This window comes from Streptomyces sp. NPDC028928 (assembly GCF_055564915.1).
This window is the reverse complement of record NZ_JBVHVI010000007.1, coordinates 262,841-287,448: the sequence shown is the minus strand read 5'-3', so window position 1 is coordinate 287,448 and position 24,608 is coordinate 262,841. Positions and strand designations below refer to the sequence as shown.

The 24,608-nt window shown below is 73.0% G+C and carries 22 protein-coding genes and 1 pseudogene; 14 read left to right on the top strand and 9 right to left on the bottom strand.

The genetic code is table 11. From position 1 onward, the window contains the following. Positions 1 to 208: 208 nt before the first annotated feature. Positions 209 to 1,333 carry an L-cysteine desulfhydrase Cds1 gene (cds1, locus tag ACZ4U1_RS19180; RefSeq protein ID WP_467904581.1) on the bottom strand — a complete coding sequence of 375 codons (1,125 nt, stop codon included), beginning with the start codon at positions 1,331 to 1,333 and terminating at the stop codon, positions 209 to 211. A gap of 304 nt (positions 1,334 to 1,637) precedes the next feature. Here cds1 and ACZ4U1_RS19175 point away from each other — a divergent pair, with 304 nt between their 5' ends. Together ACZ4U1_RS19175 and ACZ4U1_RS19170 are read left to right on the top strand one after the other, a co-directional pair. Then, a complete protein-coding gene (locus ACZ4U1_RS19175; RefSeq protein ID WP_467904579.1) occupies positions 1,638 to 1,961 on the top strand; it encodes a hypothetical protein in 324 nt (107 codons plus the stop codon). A gap of 370 nt (positions 1,962 to 2,331) precedes the next feature. Beyond that, positions 2,332 to 2,913, top strand: a pseudogene (locus ACZ4U1_RS19170) (ATP-binding protein); the annotation flags it as partial. Positions 2,914 to 3,126: 213 nt separating this feature from the next. On the opposite strand, the gene ACZ4U1_RS19165 reads toward ACZ4U1_RS19170, so the two are convergent. Continuing rightward, positions 3,127 to 3,417 (bottom strand): SHOCT domain-containing protein, encoded by a 291-nt coding sequence (locus tag ACZ4U1_RS19165; protein WP_467904578.1) that lies wholly within the window; start codon positions 3,415 to 3,417, stop codon positions 3,127 to 3,129. A gap of 181 nt (positions 3,418 to 3,598) precedes the next feature. On the opposite strand from ACZ4U1_RS19165, the gene ACZ4U1_RS19160 reads away from it, so the two are divergent. The 5 genes from ACZ4U1_RS19160 to ACZ4U1_RS19140 all read left to right on the top strand — a co-directional run bounded on the left by ACZ4U1_RS19160 (position 3,599) and on the right by ACZ4U1_RS19140 (position 7,157). Further along, positions 3,599 to 4,174, top strand: coding sequence for a TetR/AcrR family transcriptional regulator (locus ACZ4U1_RS19160; RefSeq protein WP_467904577.1), 576 nt, complete (start codon positions 3,599 to 3,601; stop codon positions 4,172 to 4,174). 5 nt (positions 4,175 to 4,179) lie between these two features. Next, positions 4,180 to 4,569, top strand: coding sequence for a (R)-mandelonitrile lyase (locus ACZ4U1_RS19155; RefSeq protein WP_467904575.1), 390 nt, complete (start codon positions 4,180 to 4,182; stop codon positions 4,567 to 4,569). A gap of 15 nt (positions 4,570 to 4,584) precedes the next feature. Further along, the gene (locus tag ACZ4U1_RS19150) at positions 4,585 to 5,169 is read left to right on the top strand and encodes a DUF4865 family protein (protein ID WP_467904574.1); all 585 of its coding nucleotides are present in this window, start codon (positions 4,585 to 4,587) and stop codon (positions 5,167 to 5,169) included. Further along, positions 5,166 to 6,074: a phosphotriesterase family protein gene (locus ACZ4U1_RS19145; RefSeq protein WP_467904572.1), complete on the top strand. Its 909-nt coding sequence runs from the start codon at positions 5,166 to 5,168 to the stop codon at positions 6,072 to 6,074. Before ACZ4U1_RS19150 ends, ACZ4U1_RS19145 begins: the two co-directional genes overlap by 4 nt. Positions 6,075 to 6,191: 117 nt before the next feature. Continuing rightward, positions 6,192 to 7,157 (top strand): DUF1272 domain-containing protein, encoded by a 966-nt coding sequence (locus ACZ4U1_RS19140; RefSeq protein ID WP_467904570.1) that lies wholly within the window; start codon positions 6,192 to 6,194, stop codon positions 7,155 to 7,157. 39 nt (positions 7,158 to 7,196) lie between these two features. Here ACZ4U1_RS19140 and ACZ4U1_RS19135 read toward each other — a convergent pair whose 3' ends face one another. Both ACZ4U1_RS19135 and ACZ4U1_RS19130 read right to left on the bottom strand, forming a co-directional pair. Beyond that, positions 7,197 to 8,444 carry an ROK family protein gene (locus ACZ4U1_RS19135; RefSeq protein ID WP_467904569.1) on the bottom strand — a complete coding sequence of 416 codons (1,248 nt, stop codon included), beginning with the start codon at positions 8,442 to 8,444 and terminating at the stop codon, positions 7,197 to 7,199. 48 nt (positions 8,445 to 8,492) lie between these two features. After that, a complete protein-coding gene (locus ACZ4U1_RS19130; protein ID WP_467904567.1) occupies positions 8,493 to 9,143 on the bottom strand; it encodes an alpha-ketoglutarate-dependent dioxygenase AlkB family protein in 651 nt (216 codons plus the stop codon). 67 nt (positions 9,144 to 9,210) lie between these two features. Between ACZ4U1_RS19130 and ACZ4U1_RS19125 the strand changes: the two genes are divergently transcribed. Further along, positions 9,211 to 10,344, top strand: a complete 1,134-nt coding sequence (locus ACZ4U1_RS19125; protein WP_467904743.1) for a methyltransferase — start codon at positions 9,211 to 9,213, stop codon at positions 10,342 to 10,344. Between the two features lie 27 nt (positions 10,345 to 10,371). On the opposite strand, the gene ACZ4U1_RS19120 is transcribed toward ACZ4U1_RS19125, so the two are convergent. Both ACZ4U1_RS19120 and ACZ4U1_RS19115 read right to left on the bottom strand, forming a co-directional pair. Beyond that, positions 10,372 to 11,256 carry a class II fructose-bisphosphate aldolase gene (locus ACZ4U1_RS19120; protein WP_467904566.1) on the bottom strand — a complete coding sequence of 295 codons (885 nt, stop codon included), beginning with the start codon at positions 11,254 to 11,256 and terminating at the stop codon, positions 10,372 to 10,374. Positions 11,257 to 11,288: 32 nt separating this feature from the next. After that, positions 11,289 to 12,170, bottom strand: coding sequence for an SIS domain-containing protein (locus tag ACZ4U1_RS19115; protein WP_467904565.1), 882 nt, complete (start codon positions 12,168 to 12,170; stop codon positions 11,289 to 11,291). Between the two features lie 126 nt (positions 12,171 to 12,296). On the opposite strand from ACZ4U1_RS19115, the gene ACZ4U1_RS19110 reads away from it, so the two are divergent. Then, on the top strand, positions 12,297 to 13,076 hold the full coding sequence (locus ACZ4U1_RS19110) for a DeoR/GlpR family DNA-binding transcription regulator (RefSeq protein WP_467904563.1): 780 nt from the start codon (positions 12,297 to 12,299) through the stop codon (positions 13,074 to 13,076). 89 nt (positions 13,077 to 13,165) lie between these two features. On the opposite strand, the gene ACZ4U1_RS19105 is transcribed toward ACZ4U1_RS19110, so the two are convergent. Together ACZ4U1_RS19105 and ACZ4U1_RS19100 are read right to left on the bottom strand one after the other, a co-directional pair. Further along, positions 13,166 to 13,561, bottom strand: a complete 396-nt coding sequence (locus ACZ4U1_RS19105; RefSeq protein WP_467904562.1) for a luciferase domain-containing protein — start codon at positions 13,559 to 13,561, stop codon at positions 13,166 to 13,168. A gap of 159 nt (positions 13,562 to 13,720) precedes the next feature. Then, complete coding sequence (locus tag ACZ4U1_RS19100) at positions 13,721 to 17,398, bottom strand: NACHT N-terminal helical domain 7-containing protein (protein WP_467904561.1); 3,678 nt, start codon at positions 17,396 to 17,398, stop codon at positions 13,721 to 13,723. 192 nt (positions 17,399 to 17,590) lie between these two features. Here ACZ4U1_RS19100 and ACZ4U1_RS19095 point away from each other — a divergent pair, with 192 nt between their 5' ends. The 4 genes from ACZ4U1_RS19095 to ACZ4U1_RS19080 all read left to right on the top strand — a co-directional run bounded on the left by ACZ4U1_RS19095 (position 17,591) and on the right by ACZ4U1_RS19080 (position 22,643). Beyond that, a complete protein-coding gene (locus ACZ4U1_RS19095) occupies positions 17,591 to 18,763 on the top strand; it encodes an MFS transporter (protein ID WP_467904560.1) in 1,173 nt (390 codons plus the stop codon). A gap of 106 nt (positions 18,764 to 18,869) precedes the next feature. Further along, on the top strand, positions 18,870 to 20,231 hold the full coding sequence (locus ACZ4U1_RS19090; RefSeq protein WP_467904558.1) for a C1 family peptidase: 1,362 nt from the start codon (positions 18,870 to 18,872) through the stop codon (positions 20,229 to 20,231). Positions 20,232 to 20,745: 514 nt separating this feature from the next. After that, the gene (locus tag ACZ4U1_RS19085; protein ID WP_467904557.1) at positions 20,746 to 21,438 is read left to right on the top strand and encodes a hypothetical protein; all 693 of its coding nucleotides are present in this window, start codon (positions 20,746 to 20,748) and stop codon (positions 21,436 to 21,438) included. Between the two features lie 8 nt (positions 21,439 to 21,446). Further along, positions 21,447 to 22,643, top strand: coding sequence for a S8 family peptidase (locus ACZ4U1_RS19080; RefSeq protein ID WP_467904555.1), 1,197 nt, complete (start codon positions 21,447 to 21,449; stop codon positions 22,641 to 22,643). Positions 22,644 to 22,717: 74 nt separating this feature from the next. Here ACZ4U1_RS19080 and ACZ4U1_RS19075 read toward each other — a convergent pair whose 3' ends face one another. Next, positions 22,718 to 23,584 carry an AraC family transcriptional regulator gene (locus ACZ4U1_RS19075; RefSeq protein ID WP_467904554.1) on the bottom strand — a complete coding sequence of 289 codons (867 nt, stop codon included), beginning with the start codon at positions 23,582 to 23,584 and terminating at the stop codon, positions 22,718 to 22,720. A gap of 136 nt (positions 23,585 to 23,720) precedes the next feature. On the opposite strand from ACZ4U1_RS19075, the gene ACZ4U1_RS19070 reads away from it, so the two are divergent. Next, positions 23,721 to 24,461: a maleylpyruvate isomerase family mycothiol-dependent enzyme gene (locus ACZ4U1_RS19070; protein WP_467904553.1), complete on the top strand. Its 741-nt coding sequence runs from the start codon at positions 23,721 to 23,723 to the stop codon at positions 24,459 to 24,461. Positions 24,462 to 24,608 lie beyond the last annotated feature (147 nt).

Sequence of the window (24,608 nt, the reverse complement as noted above, 5' to 3'; positions counted from 1 at the left end):
GGCGAGCGTGAGCAGCGCGATGGTGCCTTTGAGACTGTCCCCCCAGACGCGTTCATGACACGCCGTCAGCCCACTCAAAAGTGCGATGATCTTATCAGTCACACAGGCACAACCGACTTGCCCACAGGCTCAATTGAGACGTCACCAAACCCTCACATGCCCGAAACCCGCCCGTCGCGCGGCGGTCGCGGAAGGGCGGGGCGGGCGGTCAGTGCGGCCACACGCCCGTCGCCAGGAACGAGTCGAGCACCGCCGTGTACGGCGTGATGTCCAGGCCCTGCTCCGCGAGCCACGCGTCCGAGTAGTACTTGTCCAGGTAGCGGTCGCCCGGGTCGCACAGCAGGGTGACGACACTGCCGGTACGCCCCTCGGCCACCATCTCGGCGACGATCTTCAGCGCGCTCCACAGGCCGGTGCCCGTCGAGCCGCCCGCCTTGCGGCCGATGGCCCCCTCCAGGGCCCGTACGGCGGCGACGGTGGCCGCGTCCGGGACCTTCATCATCCGGTCGATCGCGCCGGGCACGAAGCTGGGCTCCATGCGCGGCCGGCCGATGCCCTCGATCCGGGAGCCGCAGTCACAGGTGACGTCCGGGTCGCCGGTGGTCCAGCCCTCGAAGAAACAGGAGTTGTCCGGGTCGGCGACACAGATCCGGGTGTCGTACTGCATGTAGTGGACGTAGCGCGCGAGGGTCGCGGAGGTGCCGCCGGTGCCCGCCGTGGCGACGATCCAGGCCGGCTCCGGGAACCGCTCCAGGCGCAGCTGGCGGAAGATCGACTCGGCGATGTTGTTGTTGCCGCGCCAGTCCGTGGCCCGTTCGGCGTAGGTGAACTGGTCCATGTAGTGGCCGCCGGTCTCCACCGCGAGGCGGGCGGACTCCTCGTACATCTTCCGGGAGTCGTCCACGAAGTGGCACTGTCCGCCGTGGAACTGGATGAGGCGGATCTTCTCGGCGCTGGTCGTGCGTGGCATGACCGCGATGAAGGGCACGCCGATCAGCTTCGCGAAGTACGCCTCGGAAACCGCCGTCGAGCCGCTGGACGCCTCGATCACCGGACGGTCCGGGCGGATCCAGCCATTGCAGAGGCCGTAGAGGAACAGGGAGCGGGCGAGCCGGTGCTTGAGGCTGCCCGTGGGGTGGGTGGACTCGTCCTTCAGGTAGAGGTCGATGCCCCACCGCTCGGGCAGCGGGAAACGCAGCAGGTGCGTGTCGGCGGAGCGGTTGGCGTCCGCCTGGACCTTGCGGACGGCCTCTTTCAGCCATGCCCGGTAGGCGGCGTCACTGCGGTCGACGTCGACGGTGGCGCCGGTCCTGGTCTGGGGAGTAGTGCTCACGGCAAGGCTCCTTACGCTCGTGGCCGACGGCGCCTCACGCGGGCCGGCAGATCGAGCATAGGCAGCTTTCACACCGCTTCCCACCTGCATAAACGCATCTTTGAGCGGCCCAAAGACCCCCTGGGGCACACGCGTGCGAGCCACCTGGGGGCGCATGGGCGGAAGTGCTCCGGGCGGGTGGAGCGGGCGTCCCGGGCGTACTGGTGCTCCACGCCGTACCGGGGCAGACTGCACGCGACGGGACCACCGTCCCGGACGGGGGCGCACAGGGAACCACGGGAAGACCGTAAGGGGGCGGCGAGACATGGCGGAGCCCGAGTTCAGTGCCACAGGCGTGCGCATCGGCAAACGTCTGCGTTCGCTCACCCGGGCCGGGCAGGTCCGGATCAGCGACGGCCGACTGCAGCTGCTGACCAGCTACGGCAGCGAGATAGACAGCGCGCCGGTGCAGGCGGTGCGCGCGTCCAAGCCATGGTTCGTGCCGGACGACCGGGCGCTGGCCGACGTCAACGGCACGCGGTACCTGCTGACGCTGGGCGACCACGACCCCGCTCCGGGGCAGCCGGGGCCGCCGGCGGCACGGCGCTTCGTCGAGGCGGTGCGCCGGGCGGCGGGGCGCGGCGGCTGACGAGCGTCCACCGCGCGGCGGTACGCCGGGTTCGGTGCGCCGCGCGGCGTGGGCCGCGTACGGCACCCCGCACCGCGGGCCGCGTACGGTGCGGCGCGTACCGGTGCGGCGCGTACCGGTGCGGCGCGTACCGGTGCGGCGCGTACGGTGCGCCGCTCACGGCGTGCAGCGGTCGGTCGCGGCGAGTTGCGGGAGCGCATCCGCTGCGTCACGCTGGTCACACGTCACTCTGGGTTTACCGGCGACAACGCTGCGAACCAGCCCGCCGGCCACGACAGCAGGCGGACGTTTGGACGCAAGCACCCTGCTGGATCCGTTGTTCTCCGTGTTCCTCCGGTTCCTCCGGACCTCACATCGGGGAGTCGCAGCCGTGATCAGTCACCCAAGCAGGCACTGCACGGTGGAGCTCCAAGCCCTGCCGTCGCGGATCGGCCAGGTCCGCAGAATCGTATCTGCGCAGTTGCGCTACTGGCATCTGGACCCGTTGATAGACCGGGCCGCGCTCGGTGTGACAGAGCTGCTGAGCAACGTCCACCGGCACGCCAGGCCCGACAAGTCGTGCACCGTCGAACTGGAGTTGCTGCCGGACCGGCTCACGGTCTCGGTCCGCGACCACGATCCGCGCCTCCCGGTGCCGGCCGACGCCCCGGACACCACGGACACCGGTCCGCTCCCCACCTGCGGGCGGGGCCTGGCGATGGTGGCCGCGGTGAGCGAGAGCTGGGGCGCCCGGCCGGACGGCGAGAACGGCAAGGTGGTGTGGTTCACCCTGCCGGCCGCGGCCCCGCTCCGCGGCCATCCGGAAGGAGCGCCTCGGGGGCTGACACGGGCTGCGCCCGCCCCGACGCCGGCACCGGCGCGTACGCCGGCCCCGGTTGCCACGCCTGTCGGGGCGGGGGTCGGCGTGCCGGTGGAGGCCGGGCCCGCCGTACCCGTGGGAGCCGCTGTGGCCACCGGGGCGGCCGTGACCGCGGGTGGTGTGGTCGGGGCCGCGGCTCCGGCGCCCGGTGGGGCCGTTGCCGGGGGCGGGGGAAGCACGGCCCCCGTCACCACCACACCCCCGAACACGAGGCCGGCTGTCCACCGATGACCGGGCGGCGCCCCCACCCGGTGGCGCCCCCGCCGCAGCACGTCCACGCGGACCGCGGCCCCGCCGCGGTCGTCGTCATGCCGTACCGCTCCTGCCGGTGCGGCCGAACTGCTCCTCCAGGACGGACAGCCGGCGCCAGTACTCGTCCTCGTCGATCTCGCCGGAGGCGAAGCGGCGGCCGAGGACGGCGAGCGGCGAGTCGCCGGCCGGGCGTCCCGCGTCCATGGGCCGCCAGGGGCCGCCGCGCCCGCGCCAGGCGGTGCGGCGCAGGAGGGTGAGGGCGCCGACCACGACGGCCGCCCAGATCAACGGGAAGAACAGGATCCACGGGCCGGGGCCGCCGTCCCAGTGCGCCAGGGTCTGCATCTCGGGTCTCCCTCATCGGTTCATGTCTTCGGGTGATGCTCCGAGGCTCGCTCCGGCACGGGGTCCCGGTCGTCGTGCGGCCGGCGGCAGTGCGGGTACCTCCCGGGGAGTACGGCCGTACCGTCCGGCTGCTCCCGGGGGGTACTGGCGGGCTGTAACTACTAGTATGTACAGTGAGCGCATGAGCACCTCGGAACGACTGATCGAGTCCACCCGCGAGCTGCTGTGGGAGCGCGGGTACGTGGGCACCAGCCCCAAGGCGATCCTGGAGCGCGCGGGGGCCGGCCAGGGCAGCATGTACCACCACTTCAAGGGCAAGCCCGATCTCGCCCTGGCCGCGATCCGGCGCACCGCCGAGGAACTGCGGGCCACCGCCGAGGCCGTTCTCGGCGGACCGGGCACGCCGTACGAGCGCATCGAGGCGTATCTGCTGCGCGAGCGTGACGTACTGCGCGGCTGCCCGGTCGGCCGGCTGACCATGGACCCGGACGTGATCGCGAGCGACGAACTGCGCGCGCCGGTCGACGAGACCATCGCCGCCATCCGCGAGCGGATCGCCGCGATCGTCGAAGAGGGCAAACGGCAGGGGCAGTTCGCTCCCGCGCTGGACGGCCGGGAGATCGCCGCCGCCGTCCTCGCGACCGTCCAGGGCGGCTATGTCCTCGCCCGCGCGTCCGGATCGCCCGCCGCCTTCGACGCCGGTGTCCGGGGTCTGCTCTCCCTGCTCGCACCCCGGACTCCCGGACAGGAGAACTGAGTCACGTGCACATCACCACACGCCGGCCCGACACGCGGCAGGGCCCGGCGGAGAACTTCACCGGCACGGTCTGGCTGGACGAGACGGCCGCGCCCCCCGCTCCCTCCCGGCTGCGGATGTTCCACGTGCACTTCGCCCCGGGCGCGCACACGGCCTGGCACCGGCACCCGCACGGGCAGGTGCTGCACGTCCTGGAGGGCGAGGGGCTGGTGCAGCGCCGGGGCGGGGAGGTCCAGGAGATCCGCGCGGGCGACACGGTGTGGATCGAGCCGGACGAATGGCACTGGCACGGTGCCGGGCCCCGCACCTTCATGACCCACCTCGCCGTCGTGGAGGCCGCCGAGGACGGCACGACGGTCGAGTGGCACGCGCACGTGGCCGACTACCCCGCCTGAGAAGGGAATCGCGAGATGCACGCGATGCAGTACGAGTTCACCCTGCCCGCCGACTACGACATGGGGGTCATCCGCTCCCGCGTCGCCCGGGTCGGGCATCTGCTGGACGACTGGGACGGCCTCGGCATCAAGACGTACGTGATGCGCGAGCGCGGGGTGAACGGCTCGCCGGTCAACCAGTACGGGCCGTTCTACCTCTGGAACACCATGGAGGGCATGAACAGCTTCCTGTGGGGCGGAGCCTTCCAGGGGCCCGTGGACGACTTCGGGCGGCCGGCGGTCCGGCAGTGGACCGGCCTGGCGTTCGAGGAGGGCACCGCGACCGCCTCCGCGCCGGCGTTCGCCGTCCGCCGACGCCGACCGGTGCCCGAGGGCGTGCAGTTGGCCTCCTTCATGGCGGACGCGGTGGCGGAGACGGAGAGGCTGGCGGCCGAGGACGGTGCGGTGCTCGCGGCGGCGGCCGTGGACACCCGCGCCTGGGAGCTGGTGCACTTCTCCCTCTGGGAGCACAGCACACCGAAGGCCGACGGGGACGTCTTCGAGGTGCTGTACCTGTCCGCGCCCGGCCGGGACCGGCTCCCGCGCGGACGGCAGTGGTGACCCACGTCCGTACGGTCCTCGGCGACATCCGGCCCGAGGAACTGGGCGTGTGCGACGCGCACGACCATCTCTTCCTGCGCACGCCCCGCCTGCCGGCGCTGGACGACGTCTCCGCCGCGCGGGCCGAGCTGTCGGCCTTCCGCGCGGCGGGCGGCGCGGCCGTCGTGCAGTGGACGCCGTACGGCATGGGACGGCGGGCCGCGGACCTGGCGGCGCTGTCCCGGACGACCGGTGTACGGATCGTCTGCGCGACCGGGCTGCACCAGGCGACGCACTACGAGCCCGAGTCGCTCGCCCGGCTGCGGGGCGGGCGGCTGGCCGGGCTGTTCGTCTCGGAGCTCACCGAGGGCATCGCCACGACCGGGGTGCGGGCCGGCCTGATCAAGGTGGCCGGCGGCTTCCACGGGCTCGACGCGCACGCCCGCTGGACCATGACGGCGGCGGCCGAGGCGCACCACGCCACCGGCGCGCCCATCGCCGTCCACCTGGAGCTGGGCACCGGCGCACTGGACGTACTGGACCTGTTGTGCGGTGAGTTGGGCGTGCCGGGTGAGCGGGTGATCCTGGGCCATCTCAACCGCTCCCCCGACCCCGTGGTGCACCGGCGGGCCGCCGAGTCCGGGTGCTGGCTGGCCTTCGACGGACCTTCCCGCGCCCATCACGCCACCGACTGGCGGATGCCGGAGGCGGTGCGGGCCCTGGCGGAGGCGGGGTTCGGTGACCGGCTGCTGCTCGGCGGGGACACGGTGACCCCGGGGGCCCGCTCGGTCGACGGCGGGCCCGGGATGCCGTACCTGCTGCGCCGGGTGCGGGAGCGGCTGACGGAGGCGGTGGGCGCCGAACTGGTGGACCGCATCCTCGGGGGGCATCCGGGTCGGGCGTTCGCGGTCGGCTGGAAGAGCTGAGCGGGCCGTGGCCCGATCCTGTGGATCTCTGTCCCCGCGGACGGTTACCGCCGTCGGCCGGGGTCCGGAGGATGGAGCCGGACGACCACCGACCGCTGCCCGGAGGGACGAGAGAGCATGGCCCTGGAGATGCGCGCCCGCTGCGAGCGCTGCGAGACCACCACGCTGCCGCCGGACGGCCCGGCCCGCATCTGCTCGTACGAGTGCACGTTCTGCGAGGCGTGCGCGACGGACCTGGGGGAGATCTGCCCCAACTGCGGGGGCGGGCTCGTGCCGCGCCCGCGCCGTGCGCCCACGGCCCGGGCCGCGGTGGGCCGCGTCGGGATCATCGGGGTGGGCGAGATCGGCCGGGCCCTGGTGGAGGGGCTGTGCGACGGCACCGGGGAGCCACCGGAGATCCTCCTCTCGCCGCGCGGGTCCCGTACGGCCGCGGAACTGGCCCGGCGGTACCCGGGCGTGCGGGTGTGTGCCGACAACCAGGACGTGGTGGACCGCTCCGACCTGGTGATCGTCGCCGTCCGCCCGCAGGACCGCGCCGAGGCCCTCGCCGGGCTCCGGGTCGGCGGCGACCGTGTCGTGGTCAGTCTCATGGCCGGCGTCGGGGTGGACGAGCTGCGCCGGACGTTCGGCACCGGCGTCCCGCTGGTGCGTGCCATTCCGTTGCCCGCCGTGCGCCAACGCCGGTCCGTCACCGTGACGTACCCCGCCCACCCGGTCGTGGACGCCCTGTTCGACGGTCTCGGCGGGGCGCTGCCCGTCGCGGACGAAGCCGGCTTCGGCGTCTTCTCCGCCCTGACGGGCACGCTGACCACCCACTACGGTTACCTGGCCACGCTCACCGCCTGGGCCGCGCGGCAGGGTGTGCCCGCCGAGGACGCGGACCGGTACGTCCGGGGTCTCTTCCAGGGTGCCGGGCGCGCGCTGGGCGACGACACGCGCTCTCTGGACCAGCTCGCCGGCGACCACGAGACACCCGGCGGCCTCAACGAGCGCATCCGCACCACGTGGTTCGACACGGCCAACTCCGAGGCCCTCGCCAAGGCCCTGGACGCGCTCCTCGCGGATCTGCGGCGGTCCGGCTGACCGGCCTACCGGCGGATCGGTCGCCCGGGGCCGGCTCGGCTAGTGGGCCCCGGCCAGCGCTCCCAGCGGATCGTCGAGGACCGGCTGCCAGGCCAGTTCGGCCGCGCCGACCAGGCTGTTGTGGTCAAGGGTGCACGGCAGGATGGGGACGCCGCCGCTCTGACCCCACAGGCTGCGGTCGGCGACCACCGCGCGCAGCCGGCCCGGGTCGGCGTCCAGCAGGCTGCGGTGCAGGCCGCCGAGGATGATGCGGTCGGGATTGAGGATGTTGACCAGGCCGGCCAGACCGAGGCCGAGGCGGTCGATGAGGGCCTCGGCGGCGGTGCGGACGGCCGGGTCGTCGTACTGGGTGCGCAGCAGGTCGTTGGCCTGCTGGAGCAGGGACACCTCGGGGCCGGGGTCACGGCCCGCCTCCACCAGCAGGGCCAGCGGGTCCGCCTCGACGTCCAGGCAGCCCCGGCTGCCGCAGTGACAGGGGCGGCCCTCCGGGTTGACGGTGAGGTGGCCGACCTCCAGTGCGAGACCCGAACTGCCGGTGTGCAGACGGCCGTCCAGGACGAGCGCGCCGCCGACGCCCCGGTGCCCGGTGGCCACGCACAGCAGGTCGCGCGCGCCCCGGCCGGCGCCGTGCCGGTGTTCGGCGAGCGCGGCGAGGTTGACGTCGTTGCCGGCGAAGGCCGGGCCGGTGATGCCCGCCGCGTGCACGCGCTCCGCGAAGATCTCCCGGACGGGGGCGCCGACGGGCCAGGCCAGGTGCAGCGGGTTGAGGGCCAGGCCGGCGGGTTCGGCGACGGCGGACGGCACGGCGAGTCCGGCGCCGACGCAGCGCCGGCCGGTGCCGCGCAGCAGCTCCGCGCCCGCCTCGACCACGGAGCCGAGCACCTTCGCCGGGTCGGCGTCGACGGTCTCGCAGCCGGGCGCGGTCGCCACGATCCGTCCGCCGAGGCCGACCAGCGCGGCCCGGAAGCCGTCGGCGTGGATCTGCGCGGCGAGGACGACGGGACCGTCCTCGGCGACCTCCAGCCGGTGGGACGGCCGTCCCTGGGAGCCGGCCGCCGAGCCGGGCCGGGCGTCCACCCGGATCAGGCCCAGCGCCTCCAGCTCGGCGGCCACCGCGCCGGCCGTGGCCCGGGTGACGCCGAGTTCGGCGGTGAGCACGGCCCGGGTCGGCGCCCGTCCGGTGTGCACCAGCTCCAGCGCGGGCCCCAGCGCCCCGCGCCCCCGGTCCAGCCGCGCCCTCGAGGTGGTCCTCTCCCCCGCTGTCCGGGGATCCGCCTTGCCGCTCATGAGGGCGAGTCTCCCATGATCCGTACCCGGGGTGGCCTGCGCCGCCGGCTACAGGCCGCTGACCCGCAGGGTGATGTTCAGCCGCCCGGTGAGTCCCAGCCAGGCCGGGGCCGTGCCCGGGCGGACGCGCGGCACGCCGTGGTAGGCGAGCCGGGATGGGCCGCCGAAGACGAACAGGTCGCCGCTGCGCAGGTCGACGTCGGTGTACGGCTTCGTGCGCGTCTCGGTGTTGCCGAAGCGGAACACGCAGGCGTCGCCGAGGCTGAGCGAGACCACCGGCGCGTCCGCCCGCTCGTCGGCGTCGCGGTGCATGCCCATGCGGGCGTCGCCGTCGTAGAAGTTGATCAGCGCGATGTCGTACGGCGCCTTGGGAACGGCGTCGGGGCCGAGCGCGTCGGCCACCGCGCGGCGGCCCAGCTCGCCGAGCCAGTCCGGGAAGGGCTTCACCGGGCTGCCGTCGCCGTCGACGACGGTGCGGGCGTAGCCGTACGGGTACCAGTGCCGGCCCAGGCAGACCTGGCGGGCGGTCATGGTGCCGCCGCCCGGGGTGCGGACCGTGCGCAGCCCGGCGGGGGGCCTGGCCCACGCGCGGCAGGCGGCGAGCAGGGCGCGCTGCCGCTCGGCGTCCAGCCAGTCCACGACGTGCACGGCGCCCGGCGCGACCTCCGTGCGCTCCCGGCCGAACAGCTCGTCCTCCATGCCACCATCCTGCCCCACCGCCTCTGATCTGCGGTTCCGCTAGCCTGGACGCACGATGAGCGACCGTATGACGACACCGTGGGGCGAGGTCGAGCTGACCCGTTTCCCCGAGGACCCCCGCGACCGGCTGCGCGCCTGGGACGCCTCCGACGCGTACCTGTTGCGCCACCTCGCCGAGGAGAAGGTGCCGCTCACGGGCACGGTCGTGGTGCTCGGGGACCGCTGGGGCGCTCTGGTCACGGCGCTGGCGGAGCACCGTCCGACGCAGATCACCGACTCCTTCCTCGGCCAGGAGGCGACCCGGGCGAACCTGGCGCGGGCCGGCGTGGAGCCGGGTGCGGTACGGCTGCTCACCACGCAGGACCCGCCGCCGGAGCGAGTGGACGTGCTGCTGGTGCGGGTACCGAAGAGCCTGGCGCTGCTGGAGGACCAGCTGCTGCGGCTGGCGCCCGCGGTGCACGCGGACACGGTCGTGGTCGGCACCGGGATGGTGAAGGAGATCCACACCTCGACGCTCCGGATGTTCGAGCGGATCCTCGGCCCGACCCGGACCTCGCTGGCGCGGCAGAAGGCCCGGCTGGTCTTCTGCACCCCGGATCCGGCGCTGGAGCGGCCGGCGAACCCGTGGCCGTACAGCTATGCCCTGCCGGACGGCGTGGGCGCGGTGTCGGGGCGCACGGTGGTCAACCACGCGGGCGTGTTCTGCGCCGACCGGCTGGACATCGGCACCCGCTTCTTCCTCCAGCACCTGCCCGAGCCGGGCGCCGGGCGCGTGGTGGACCTCGGCTGCGGCAACGGCGTGGTCGGTACGGCGGTGGCGCTGGCCGATCCGGCGGCCGAGGTGCTGTTCGTGGACGAGTCGTTCCAGGCGGTGGCCTCGGCGGAGGCGACGTACAAGGCCAACGGCGTGCCGGGGCACGCCGAGTTCCGGGTCGGGGACGGGCTGGCCGGGGTGGCGCCCGGCAGTGTGGACCTGGTGCTGAACAACCCGCCGTTCCACTCCCACCAGGCGACCACGGACGCGACGGCGTGGCGGATGTTCACGGGGGCGAAGCGCTCGCTCCGGCCGGGGGGTGAGCTGTGGGTGATCGGGAACCGGCACCTGGGCTACCACGTGAAGCTGAGGCGGTTGTTCGGGAACAGCGAACTGGTGGCGTCGGACCCGAAGTTCGTGGTGCTGAAGGCGGTCAAGAGGGGCTGAACGGCACGGGCGGCGCCGGTGGGGCGATCAGGCGGGTGTGCGGGACAGAACCCCGATGATCCGCCGTACCTCCTGGGCCATCGCCTCCCGGCCCACGCTCAGGTAGGTGCGGGAGTCGACGGCTTCCGGGCGGGCGGCGAGGAACGTGCGGATCGCCCCGGTCATGGCACTGTTGAGCGCGGTCCCGACGTTGACCTTGGCGATGCCGCCGCCGACGGCCGCGACCAGGCCCTCGTCCGGCACGCCCGAGGAGCCGTGCAGGACGAGCGGCACGGTCAGCGCGGCGGACAGCCGCTTCAGCAGGCCGAGGTCGAGGACGGCGGTGCGGGTGGTCATGGCGTGCACGCTGCCGATGGCGACGGCCAGGGCGTCGACGCCGGTGCCGGCCACGAAGTCCCGTGCCCGGGCCGGGTCGGTGCGGGCGCCGGGCGCGTGCGCGTCCAGCGGGGGCCGGACGGACCTGCCCCACCCGCCCTGCCCGGCCTTGCCGCCGATCTCCCCCAACTCCGCCTCGATCCAGAGCCCTTGGGTGTGCGCCCAGTCGGCCGCGGCCCGGGTCGAGGCGAGGTTGTCGGCGTACGGCAGACGGGCCGCGTCGTACATCACGGAGCTGAACCCGGCGCCGGGCGCCTGGCGCAGCAGGTCGTCGCTCTGCACATGGTCCAGGTGCAACGCGACGGGTACGGCGGCCCGTTCGGCGGCGGTGACGGCGGCGCGGGCCAGCGGGAGCAGCCGTCCGTAGCGGAACTTGACGGCGTTCTCGCTGATCTGGAGGACGACGGGGGAACCGGCGGTCTCGGCGCCGGCGATGACGGCCTCGATGTGTTCCAGGGTGATGACGTTGAACGCGGCGACGGCCGAGCGGGCTGCGGCGGCCCGGGTGACCAGCTCGCCGGTGGACGCGAGGGGCACGTGAGGTGTCCTTCCGGGAGGGGCCGGCGGGGTCAGGGGGCGAGGATCACCGAGCGGGTGAGGTGCCGGGGCCGGTCGGGGTCGAGCCCGCGGGCGGCGGCGACGGCGACCGCGAGCCGCTGTATCCGGACGAGTTCGGCGAGCGGGTCGAGCGCCCCCTCGATCCACCGGCCGCCGGTGGCGCGGACCTGTTCGGCGAGTCCGCCGGGTGCCGTGCCGAGCATCCAGGTGGCGGTGCCCTCGGTGGTGACGCTGATCGGGCCGTGCCGGTACTCCATCGCCGGGTAGGCCTCGGTCCAGGAGAGGGAGGCCTCGCGCATCTTCAGCCCGGCCTCGTTGGCGAGACCGACGGTCCAGCCGCGCCCGAGGAAGGTGAACTGCGCGCACTCCACGATTCCTTCGGGCAAGGGAGTGGCGAGGGCGGTGCGCGCGTCGGCCACGACGGCGTCGGTGTGCAGGCCGAGGTGGGTGCGCAGGAGGGTGAGCGCGGTGGTCGCGAACCGGGTCTGGACGACGGAGCGTTCGTCGGCGAAGTCGAGGACGACGAGGTCGTCGGCGGCGGACACGACCGGGGTGTCCGGGTCGGCGGTGACGACGGTGGTGCGCGTCCGCCCGGACAGCTCGCCCAGCAGTTCCAGCACTTCGGTGGTGGTGCCGGACCGGGTGAGGGCGAGGACCCGGTCGTACGACCGCCCGTGCGGGAACTCGGAGGCGGCGAACGCGTCGGTCTCGCCCTGCCCGGCGCCCTCGCGCAGCGCGGCCACCGCCTGGGCCATGAAGTACGAGGTCCCGCACCCCACGACGGCGACCCGCTCCCCCGGTTCCGGCAGCGCGCCGCGGTACCGCTCCGCCTGCCCGGCCGCCCGTATCCAGCACTCGGGCTGGCTGTTCAGCTCGTTCTCGACATGGGTCATGCCCACACCCTCCCCTAGCTGATTGTTCCTGCAAGATATAGCGAGCTTTCGAGCACAATCAAGCATTCGAGCGTACGGCTGGGTGCGCTAGGGTCGCCGGGAGATCGAAGCGAAGGGAGGCCGCGGATGTCCCGGGACGCCCGCTGGAAGGCGCTGCTGGAACTGCTCGTGGAGCGCGGCCGGCTGGAGGTCGAGGAGGCGGCGGCCGAGCTGGCGGTGTCGGCGGCCACGATCCGCCGCGACTTCGACCAGCTCGCCGAACAGCAGATGCTGGTCCGCACCCGGGGCGGTGCGGTGGTGCACGGGGTGTCGTACGAACTCCCGCTGCGCTACAAGACGGCCCGGCGCGCCTCGGAGAAGCAGCGCATCGCCAAGGCGGTGGCCGAACTCGTCGCGCCGGGCGAGGCGGTGGGGCTGACCGGCGGTACGACCACCACGGAGGTGGCCCGCGCCCTCGCGGTCCGCGGCGACCTCGCCACCGGCTCGCCGGCCCTGACCGTCGTCACCAACGCCCTCAACATCGCCAACGAGCTCGCCGTGCGCCCCCAGTTCAAGATCGTGGTGACGGGCGGGGTGGCGCGGGCGCAGTCGTACGAACTCATCGGACCGCTCGCGGACGGTGTGCTGAGCCAGATCACGCTCGACGTCGCCGTGCTCGGCGTCGTCGGCTTCGACGTCACGCACGGAGCGTCGGCGCACGACGAGGCGGAGGCCGCGATCAACCGGCTGCTGTGCGAGCGCGCCGAGCGGGTGGTGGTGGCCGCCGACTCCAGCAAACTGGGCCGGCGCGCGTTCGCCCGGATCTGCGGGGCGGAGCTGGTGGACACGCTGGTGACGGACACGGCGGTGACCGAGGAGACGGTACGGCGGTTCGAGGAGGCGGGGGTGCGGGTGCTGGCGGTGTGAGGAGGCGGGATCCGGGTGCCAAGGGCGTGAGAGGGCGGGGATCCGGGTGCCGAGGGCGTGAGAGGGCGGGGATCCGGTCGCCGCCCGGCTCAGAAACCGCCGAGGTCCGCCTTCACGAACCCCGCGCCGCGCTGGTCGTTGCAGCCCGTCACCGGCCGGTCGACCGGGTCGGGCCATGTCTGCGGGGCCTGGAGCGCGACGCTCACCAGCGTCAGCAGCAGGTCGACGTCGCTCCCCGCGTCCAGGCGCAGGGTCACCCACTGCGAGCCCGGCACGATCCTGATCGCCCCCGAGTCCCTGAGGTCCTTGGCGAACCGCCGGATGGCCCGGTTGGTGAGCCGCAGGTCGACATCACGCTCGGAGTGGAAGTGGACGATCTCCCCCTGCGCCGAACTCACCGCCCGTCCCAGACCGCAGCTCGGGACGGCCTGTCTCAGGTCCGGCCAGGTCGCCAGTTGCGCGAGCGCGCGCGAGGCCAACGTCATGGGCCCATCATGGCGCGCTCACCCGCCCGCAACCAGCTCGTGAGCGAGCATTAACCGACCTGTATCCACGACGCGTTCAGGAATCCGCACACAGATCCCCCCATCGAACAGCCCCGCCCCGGCCGGCCCGCGTTCACTCCCGCCCCGGTCGGCGCCCGTTCAGTGCCGCCACATCCGCTGCACGTCACGCAGCCCCGCGAGCGTCTCGGGATCTGTCACGAACTCCGCCAGCGCGTCGGCGTCGGTGGGACGCAGCCGGCGCAGCGCGGCCCGCGGCAGCGTCCGAAGCAGATGGTCGGCGTGCTCACCGAGCCAGTCCTCCCTGCCGAGTTCCCGGGCCAGGCGGAGCAGTCCGATGACGGCATCGGGCGGCCGGCGATCGACCGGCACGGCACCGAGATGCGTGAGTCCCTCGTCGAGAACGCGGTGGCGGTCCCGGCCACTCCGGCGCATGACCAGGTCCCAGACGTGACTGGAGGCCGCCTCCCGCAGCAGCTGCCGCAGGCGTTCCACCGGCTCGGTGTCCTCCGTGAACAGCGCCGCGTAACGCCGCAACTGGTCGAGCAGCAGTCCGGCCAGCGACTCGGCACGCTCGGGCGACAGATCCGTCCGCTCCATCTGGGCTTCGACATGGGACCGCAGCACCGGCCATATCTGCACGGGCGGCCCGTCCCCGGCCGCGCCCGGACGCATCACCTCCTGGAGAACCCGGGAAACCACCTCGTGGGGCAGGGCGTCGGCGTCATGGGCGAGATGCCGGACAAGCATGTCCGCCGCGCGCCCGCGCTCCGCCGCCGGAAGGGCCTGGAGAACGGCGAGCGCGTCCAGATAGCGCCGCTCGGTCTCCGCCGGCTGCGCCGTGTCGCGGCTCAGCAGGGACACCAGCACGTGCGCGGCCGAACGCACCGACCCGTCCTCGCCGACGCGGTAGGTGCGCAGGGCGCCCGGCAGTACCTGGAGGAGCGGCTGTACGGCGTGCACGACCTGCTGTATGTCGCCGTCGCACAGCAGGGCCAGGCGGTGCAGCAACTCGGCCGGGTCGGCGCCTCCGGGGTCGTGGTACGCCGTCGGTCCGCCAGGTGTTCGCTGCAGGGCCCAGGACAGGTCCGCACCGGCTGTCCCCGCCCCGCTCAGGCTGATGCACAGGTCCCACTGGGTTTCCCGGCTCTCCCATGCCACGGAGAGGGCTCGTGTGAACGCCTCCCAGGACGCCTGCCCGAACTGGGAGCGCCACAGCTGAACGCAACGCCACCAGCTCTCGGCCGGTGTGGCTGGGGCGAAGAACTCGGAGGCGCGCAGGTTCTCCTCAGCGAGAAGCGCCAGCAGCAGGGCGTTCGCTCCGAAGACGGCATCCCGTGCCGCCCGGGGCCGCTCGGCGGGCCGGTACGCGGGCACCTCACGCGTGTCGTGGGCCAGGAGCGTGCCGCGGAAAAGGGTCCGGGCGAGCGTCGACAGTTCAGCGGGTTTCGGCGACGCGTCCAGCCGCAGCATGTCGGCGAGGTTGTGCATGATCTCCACGCGGTCGGTCAGCGGGACGAACGACAGCAGGGCGTAGAGGCGTCCGTCCTCACCGGAGCCCCCGGCCCCCTCGGCGGCGGCGTGCCGGAGTTCCCTGCCGATGAGCCTGGCCACCAGATACTCACCGAACGAGGCGTGCAGGAACTCGTACGACCTGAGGTGTTCGCCCTCGACCACCGCCTGGGCCTCGTGCACGAAGAAGAACCTGCCGAAGACCAGGGCGGACCCTCCCTCGCCGAGAAAGGCCTGGAGGTCGGCCTCGGCCTCCTCGCCGGTGACGCTCTGCCGACCCCGATTGAACATGCCCATGGCTATGAGGCCCAGCCGTTCGGCCTCGCGCTCCACCGCGTCGGCTTCGACGGCCGGCGGGAGAGGTCCCTGCTGTTTGACGACTTCGCGCCGTACGAACTCCGTGATGAGCCGTTCGTAGAGGTCCACACGTCCGATGTCCCGGCCGCCGAGCCGCTGGAGCGGATTGCCCACGGCGTCGTAGAGCGCCAGCATCAGCAACAGCAGCGGCTGCCGTGCGAGTTCCCGGTGGGGGCGGATCACGTCCCACGTCAGCGGCTCGGTCCCGGGTGCGGCGAAGTGACGGTGGTTGACGGCCTCCCAGACCTCCAGCCAGCAGCCGATCCGCGGGTCGTCGAAGGGCTCCAGTCGGGCGACGACGGCGTCCGTCGGCATGAGGACCTGGTCGGCGACGACCGTACGGCTCGTCACGATCACCACGGTCGGGCGCCCCAGGTCGTACTCCCGCTGCTGGAACTGCTGGACTCCTCTCAGGTACTGCCACTGCCGGCCGGCGTCCAGCCGGCCCGCACCGGCCTGGAGGAGTTCATCGAACCCGTCCAGCAGCACCACCCGCACCACGTCGGACGTGTCCTCGACCGCGTCCGGCCACGCGACCCGCGCGCCGGTGGCGGCGAACAGGGACTCCTCGATCTGCTCCTGCAAGCCGGCTTCGGCGCTGACGTGCCGCAGTTCGACCCGTAGACAGAAGAACTCGTTCTCCGGCAGCCGGGCGGCGATCAGCTGGGTGAGGAGGGATTTTCCGGATCCGGGGTGGCCCAGCACGACGAGCGGGGACTGCGTGGCCTGATGCGTGAGCAGGTGAGCGGCGAGAAATCCTGCGAGGTCGTCCCTGACGGGCTGATGCGCCCACCAGTCGTCCGTCGCCGGCTGCCACCCGACCGCGTGCCTCGCCACCCGGAAGGAGGGCTCGACGTATCCCGTCTCCAGGGACGGAACGACCGGGCCCGGTCCCTCCACCGGGGCGATCGGAGCGCGCAGGCGCGCCCGCTGCCTGCCGCTCGCGCTTGCGGTGTCGGCGAACTCCCTGAGCAGGAGGCCGAGTTCGACAAGACCGACGCTGTCCGGCGTGCTGCGGGGCCGCCCCAGTTCCTCGTCCGGGTCGAACACCTCGGAGGTCAGCCGCAGTTCGGAGCAGTCCCAGACGACCGGGGCCAGCAGGGCCTCGTACCGTCTCAGCGCAAGCAGCGCCAGTTGCTCCGCGCGCCGTCCCTGCGGGTCGGCCAGGCTGAGGACGATTCCGGCCGCGGAGGCGTAGGCGGCGGCGATTTCCTCGCGCCGCTCCGCTGTGTCCCGGACCCTTGCGGAACCGAGGACGACCCGGTCCAGTTCTTCGAGCACTCTGCCTCTGGCGTCTCCCCTCGCTCCCGCGCCCTCCGTACTACGCACCAGGCCCGTCCTGGCCACGGCGTCACAAAAGGCGGTCACGAGCAGAACGACGTCCGCCGCGCAGAGAAGGGCGGTTCGGGTGGTGCCGCTCGTGGCGCGCACCCGGACTCCGAACCCGTCGAAGAGAGCACGCGGGTCGGCGCCGCCTCCCCCCACCAGTCCCAGCGGCTCAAGCAGGTCCTCGGCCAGGTTCTCGAACCCGTCCCGTCCGCCCACGAGGATGTCGACCGCGTCCGCGAAGTCGAAGGTGACCGCGGACGGCGGATTCCGCCGGGGCCGACCGGACTCCCGGCTCCGCCGCTGCGGTGCCTGCGCCCCGACCGGTTCGCGCCGCGCCTCCAGGGTGCTCTCCAGTTCCGCGAAGCGGCTCCGCCACCAGCCCGGGTCCGTGTTCAGGCTCGGGGGTGCGTGGGCGCCCGCGCGGGTACGGCAGTGCTCCACGATCGCCAGGACCTCGTCCAGCGAGGGCGGCCGGGTACGACGGCCGTTGAGGAGTTCGGAGACCGCGGCTTCGCTGCGGTGCAGCACACGCGCCAGTTCCTTCTGCTGGACGCCCGACCCGCGCACGAGACGACGGATCGCGGCACAGAAGTCGGCGACGGCACCCGTCGCTCCCCCCATCCGGCACCCCCGTTCCCCCTGATCAAGCCCCGATCCAGCAGCGTAGGGCGTGACCTGTGTGGATGCGCTTGCATGCGCCGCATCGGCCGGAATCAGCCGTGCCGCGCCGAAGCACACCCCCTTGCAGCCCTCCCCGCCCACCCCTACCCTGAGTTTGTGCCGCAAATAAACAAAACCCGTTCGCACAGTGTCGTGCCGGGTCGGAGCCTCGTCACCCTGCGGGTGGCGATCACCGCCTTCTTCGCGTTGGACGGTTTCCTGTTCGCGGGGTGGGTCGTGCGGATCCCCGACATCAAGCATCAGACGCATGCCTCCGCCGGGGCCCTCGGGCTCGCGTTGCTCGGGGTGTCCGCGGGGGCCGTGCTCACCATGACGTTGACCGGCCGGCTGTGCCGGCGTTACGGCAGTCATCCGGTGACCGTGGTCTGCATGGTGGTGCTCGCGCTCAGTGTCGCGCTGCCTCCGCTGGCCCGCTCGGCGCCGGTGCTGGGGGCCGTGCTGCTGTTGTTCGGCGCGGGCTACGGCGGGGTCAACGTGGCCTTCAACAGCGCCGCCGTCGACCTGGTCGCCGCGCTGCGCAAGCCGGTCATGCCCAGTTTCCACGCGGCGTTCAGTCTGGGCGGCATGGTCGGCGCGGGACTCGGCGGGCTGGTGGCCGGGGTCCTCTCCCCGGCCCGTCATCTGCTGGGGCTCTGCGTGATCGGGCTGCTCGTCACGGCCGTCGCCGGGCGGACTCTGCTGCGCCACGAACCGCCGGTGCCACCGGAGCGGGCTCCCGCGTCGGCGGCGGAGCCGGGCGGCGGGGCGGCAGGAAAGCCGGGTGGGCGCGGGCTGGTCGTCGTGCTCGGGCTCGTCGCGCTGTGCACGGCTTACGGCGAGGGCGCGATGGCCGACTGGGGCGCGCTCCATCTCCAGCAGGACCTCGCGGCCTCCCCCGGCACCGCGGCCGCCGGGTACGCGTGTTTCGCGCTCGCCATGACCGTCGGCCGGCTGACCGGCTCGGCGCTGCTGGCCCGCCTCGGCCGGGCCCGTACCGTGATCGCCGGCGGCACCGTCGCCGCGGCCGGTATGCTGCTCGGCTCGCTGGCGCCCTCCGTGGCGGCGGCGCTGGCCGGCTTCGCGGTCACCGGGCTCGGCCTCGCCAACCTCTTCCCGGTCGCCGTGGAGCGGGCGGGCGCGGTGGCCGGCCCGTCCGGCGTCGCCGTCGCCTCCACCCTGGGGTACGGCGGCATGCTGCTCGGGCCACCGGCGATCGGGTTCATGGCCGACTGGTTCTCCCTGCCCACCGCCCTCACCAGCGTGGCCGCGCTGGCCGCCGTAGCCGCCGTCATCGGGGTGTCGACGCGACGGGCGCTGGGCCGCTGACCCGCCAACCGGTCTGCCCCCACGCTCCGTTGACTGCGGCGAACGGCCGTGCGACCGTGAGGGCGCGCTGCTTTCGAAAAGCCCTGGGAACGGGAGGCGGACCGCTGTGACCTTCGGAGACGAGGACTCCCGCCAGGCCGTGGGGCGAAGCCTGACGCCGGACCGGATCGAGTGGTTCGAGAAGGAGTTCGCCGCCCGGCCGGCCAACCGGCTGATGCAGAACGCGGTCACGCAGACGCCCGTGGACGACGTGGCGCTGGACCGGCGGGTGCTCACCGGCATCGACCACTCGGTCTCCCACCACCTGGACGACTGGAAGGTCACCAACCAGCGGCAGAGCGGGCGTTGCTGGATGTTCGCCGGGCTCAACCTGCTCCGGGTCGGGGCCGCGCGGAAGCTGGGTGTGAAGGACTTCGAGTTCTCGCAGAACTACCTGCTCTGGTGGGACAAGTTCGAGCGGGCCAACCACTTCCTCGAAGCGATCGTCGAGACCTCGGACCGGGACGTGGACGACCGCACGGTGGCGCACCTGCTGGCGGATCCGATCGGTGACGGCGGACAGTGGAACATGTTCGTGGCCCTGGTCGCCAAGCACGGTCTGGTCCCCAAGTCGGCCATGCCGGAGACCGACAGCTCCTCCGCGACCCGGGCGATGAACCGGGCCCTGAAGACCCTGCTCCGCCAGGGCGCCCGCGACCTGCGCCGGCTGGCCGCCGAGGGAGCCGAGGCGCAGCGGGGCCACAAGCGGGAGGTGCTGGCCGCCGTCCACCGGGTGCTCAGCATCCACCTCGGCACCCCTCCGCGGCGGTTCCTGTGGCAGTGGGAGGACAAGAACCGGGAGTTCCACCGCGACGGCTGGCTCACCCCGGCCCAGTTCGCCGCGTCGTACGTACAGCTCCCGCTGGAGGAGTACGTCTGCCTGGTGCACGACCCGCGGGAGTCCAGCCCCATGGGCCGTACCTTCACCGTCGCATACCTGGGCAATGTCGTGGACGCCCCGCCGGTGGTCTATCTCAACGCGCCGATGGAGCTGCTGAAGCGGCTGGCCATGGAGGCGATCGTCGGTGGCGAGCCGGTGTGGTTCGGCTGTGACGTGGCCAAGATGATGCGCGCGGACGCCGGCGTCTGGGACGCCGCGCTCTTCGACTACGCGGCCGTCTACGACACCCCCTTCACCCTGGACAAGGCCGACCGGCTGCTGCACCACGACACCCAGATGACCCACGCGATGCTGTTCACCGGCGTCGACGTGGTGGACGGCAGCCCGCGCCGCTGGCGGGTGGAGAACAGCTGGGGTGAGGACAAGGCGGACAAGGGCTTCTGGACCATGAACGACTCGTGGTTCGGCGAGCACGTCTTCGAGATCGCGGTCCGGCGCTCCGCGCTGCCGCCCGAGCTGGCCGCCGCCCTCGACCGGCCGCCGATCGTCCTGCCCGCCTGGGACCCGATGGGCGCCCTCGCGCGCTGAGAACACCGCCGGGCCCGGGCGTTCGACCGAGATCGTTATCCGAGCTCCACGAACAGCACACGCCTTGCGTCTGCGAAGCCCCTAGGATGGCGGGAGATTCGCGGGGGCGCCGAAAGGTGCGCGAGTGGCTGAAAGTTGTGCCTCGCTGCACCCTGGGGTGCGGGTCAGTTGAGATGCGGGCAGTGCATGTGAGGCCGGACCACCCATCGTGCTCCCTCGCAGCTTGACCTGTGAGAGGGAACCCTTGTCTTACCCCACCCCGCCGGGAGGCGGCAATCCCTACGGGCAGCCGCCCTCGCCCAGTGGCTGGCAACCGCAGCAGCAGCACGGGCACCAGCAAGTGCAATCGCAACCGCAGCAGCCCCATATGCAGCCGTACCCGCCCCAGCCGGGGCACTCACCGTACGGTGCGTACCCACCGCCTGCACCCCCTGTCCCCGGAGCGCCGGCACCCCCCTCGGCCACCTCGGGCGGAGGACGCACCGCCCGGAAGGTCTTCGGGACCATCCTCGCCGTGTTCGGCGTGCTCGGCATGCTGGGCGGCGGAGCGCTGGCGCAGCACGCGTACAGCAACAGCCGGCTGCAGGTGCCCAACGACGCCTACGGCCCGGTCCTCTGGCGCAACGCGGGCACCGAGTCGCTCTTCCCCGCGACCATCGGCGAACCGCCCAACTACACGTTCCAGGCGTCGGACAAGAAGGTCGCGCAGTGGAGCCGGATGGGCATCTCCGAGGACACCTCGTGCGACAAGGGCCTGAGCGGCAAGACCAAGGAGACCGCGCAGAAGCTCGGCTGCCAGGCAGTCCTGCGCGCCACGTACGTCGATCTCACCGGGGAGATGGTCGCCACGGTCGCGATCGTCGTGCTGCCCAAGGGCACCCCGGCGCAGGAGCTGGGCGAGTATCTCGACGAGCAGGAGACCGCGGACGCGCCCGACGCCGCGGTGGTCCCGCTCCAGGTCCCGGGGACACTCGCGGCGAAGTGGCAGGCGGACCGGCGCAACGGTATGGGCGGCACCGGCCTGGGCGGCGACCTCCCCTACGCGATCGCCGTCACCACGGGCGCGGTCGACGGCCGCCTCAGCTCCCACCTGCCCGGCGACTTCGGCGACTACGGCGGAACCGAGGAGGACCGGCAGCCCTGGATGGACGCGGCCAAGGCCCTCGGCGACACGTTCCACACGCACATCCTGAACCTGGAGAGGTGAGACCCGCGGTGAAGTACCGGACCCTACGCGCGACCTGCACCGCCGCCGCCCTCACCGGTCTGCTGTGCACCCTGGCCACCGCGCCCGCCCAGGCGGCCACGCCCGTCGGCTGGGAGGGCAACGCCCTCAGCCTGTCCGCGGCGCAGCGGCAGAGCCAGGGCGAGGGAGTGACGGTCGCCGTACTCGACAGCGGTGTGGTGGTGAGCCATCCGGCCCTGAAGGGCAGGGTGACCACCGGACCCGACTACCGCCAGGACGGGCTGAAGCCCGGTGACCCGGACTGGGGAGGACACGGGACCGCCATGGCCTCGGACGTCCTCAAGGTGGCCCCGAAGGCCAAGATCCTCTCCATACGCGTCACGTCCGACAAGGACGACAAGGAAGTCACCGAGAAGGAGCTGGAGGAGCGCAGCAAGGCGGGCAACAGCCCGGTCGCCGACGGCATCCGCTACGCCGTCGACCACGGCGCCGACGTGATCTCCATGTCGTTCGGCAGCGGTGACGGGTTCGCCAGTTACGACGAGGAGGAGACCGGGGCCGTGGCCTACGCCCTGCGCCAGGGCGTGACGCTGCTCGCCTCGGCCGGCAACTCGGGCGACGAGCTGAACGACAGCCAGTACCCCGCCGGCTACCCGGGCGTCATCGCGGTGGCCGCCACCCAACAGGGCGGCGGACGCGCCGAGTTCTCCTCGGTGCACACCTACAACGACGTCGCCGCGCCCGGCGTCGGCATCGTCAGCGCGAAGAACACCGGCGGCTACGAGCCGGTCAACGGCACCTCGCCGGCGTGTGCGCTGGCCGCGGGGGTCGTGGCCCTCATGTACGCGAAGAACCCGAAGCTGACCCCGGCCCAGGCGAACGACGTCCTGATCGCCACCACCCACCGCCCCGCCGGCGGCGGCAGTGCCCTGCTCGGCTACGGCCTGATCAACGCGGACGCCGCGGTGACGGCCGCCGCCTCGCCGCCCAAGGACACGACGGGACCGGTGGCCTACCGGGGCAAGACGTACCTGGGTACTCCGGACGGCACCCCGAAGACCAAGAACGCGCCGCTGGAACAGTCCCTGTGGCTGACCGGCCTGATCTCCGCCGGCGTCGGACTGGTCCTCCTGATCGGCGGGGTGCTCCTCGCCCGCTCGGGCCGCCGCGGGACGTCGGTTCCGGCACCGGTGCCGGCGCCGGGCCTGGCGCAGCCCCGCGGCTGAGTGCGGCACACTGCCCCGGTGTGAGTGCTCCGGCCGGCCGCTCCGGCCGGCTGGAGCACTCCCGCGTCCGGGCGTCAGCCCTGTTCCCGCTCCACCGGAAGCCACAGCTCGGCGTCGGCCTCGGTCCTGTCCTGCGACAGGCGGGTGCGCAGGATCTCGGGGCCGGGCCGGCTGCGGTACGGGTTGGACGGGAACCACTCCGTGAACACGTCCCGCCACAGCTCCTGGATGGCCTGCGGGGCCGGCCCGGACGTCGTGAAGACCGCCCAGGTACCGGCCGGAACCGGGAGGAACGCGGTGCCGTCGGGTGCGGGCGCCGAGGTGATCACCGCCTGGTAGTAGTCGAGTTCGGTGCCCTCGGCGCGGCTCGGGTCCAGGTCGTCGCAGACCGCGACGATGCCCTGCGGCTCCTGGTCCGCCAGCTTCTCCAGGCCCCGCAGGATCTCCGGGTCGATCCCGCTGACGAAGTCGATGATCGCCTGGTTCGGCCCCGTGTGCACCAGTGGCACCCTGGCCCTGAGGCCGACGACGTTGAAGTCCGGCCTGTCCACTACGCGATAGCGCATGCTGCTGCTCCCTTCGACGGTGAGGCGGAAGGCCAACCGGGCCTGGGAGACGAGCGCGGCACCGGTGCGCCGGGCCTCGCCCGGCCCGACCCCGTGCACGGCGCGGAACGCCCGGGCGAACGCCTCACCCGAGCCGTAGCCGTAGCGCATCGCGATCTCCAGCAGCGACTCACGCCCCGCGAGCACCTCGGCACCCGCGACCGTGAGCCGACGGCGCCGTATGTACTCCGACAGCGGCATCCCCGCGAGCGCGGAGAACATACGGCGCAGGTGGTACTCCGAGGTGGCCGCGATGCGCGCCAGTTCGGCTGCGTCGATCTCCTGGTCGAGGCGGCGCTCGATGTGCTCCAGGGTCTGGTTGAGACGCTCCAGCACTCCCGGTCTCCTTCCTCTTTCGTGATCACCACGCTAGGGAGCGGGCCCCCTGCCCGACCCGACATCCTGTGCCCGATCGGGTCGGGTCCGGAGAACCGCGCCCGTTGGAGCGCACTCCATCCGGCAGACTCAGCCCATGGAGACTGCCGAGTTCCTTGAGATCCTGGACCGCGAAGGTCAGTTGCTGGCGGCCGCGGCCGGTGCGGCGGGGACGGACGCCAAGGTGCCGACGTGCCCGGAGTGGCAGGTGCGGGACCTGGTGCGGCACACCGGTGCGGTGCACCGGTGGGCCGCCGCGTTCGTCGCCGACGGGCACACGGCGCCCCGGCCCTTCGGCGACCCGCCGGAGCTGGACGGCGCCGAGCTGGTGACCTGGTACCGGGACAGCCACCGGCTGCTGGTGGACACGCTGGCCGCCGCACCCGCCGACGTGGAGTGCTGGACCTTCCATCCCGCGCCCAATCCGTCGCCGCTGGCGTTCTGGACGCGGCGGCAGGCGCACGAGACGACCGTGCACCGCTACGACGCCGAGGCGGCGCGCGGCGGTACACCGTCCCCGATCGCGCGGGACTTCGCGGTGGACGGCATCGACGAGCTGCTGCGCGGCTTCCACGCCCGCTCCCGGAGCCGGCTGCGCAGCGAGGAGCCGCGGGTGCTGCGGGTGCGCGCGGTCGACGCGGGGCCGGACGCGGTGTGGACCGTACGGCTCACGGCGGAGCCGCCGGTGACCGTGCGGGCGGAGGAGGGGCCGGCCGAGGCCGAACTGTCCGGTCCGGCCGAGCTGTTGTACCTGGCGCTGTGGAACCGGACGGCGCTGCCGCGGGTGTCCGGCGACCCCGCGCTCGCGGCCCTGTGGCGGGAGCGCGCCGGTATCTGACGCCTGATCAGCCGGTCTCGGGGAGCATCCGGGCCAGCACCGGGGGGGGGGGGGGGGGGGGCGGGGGGGGGGGGGGGGGGGCCGTGGGGGGGGGGGGGGGACGGGCCCCCCCCATGGTTCTCCTTTAGCTCTCGCTCTTTCACAGGG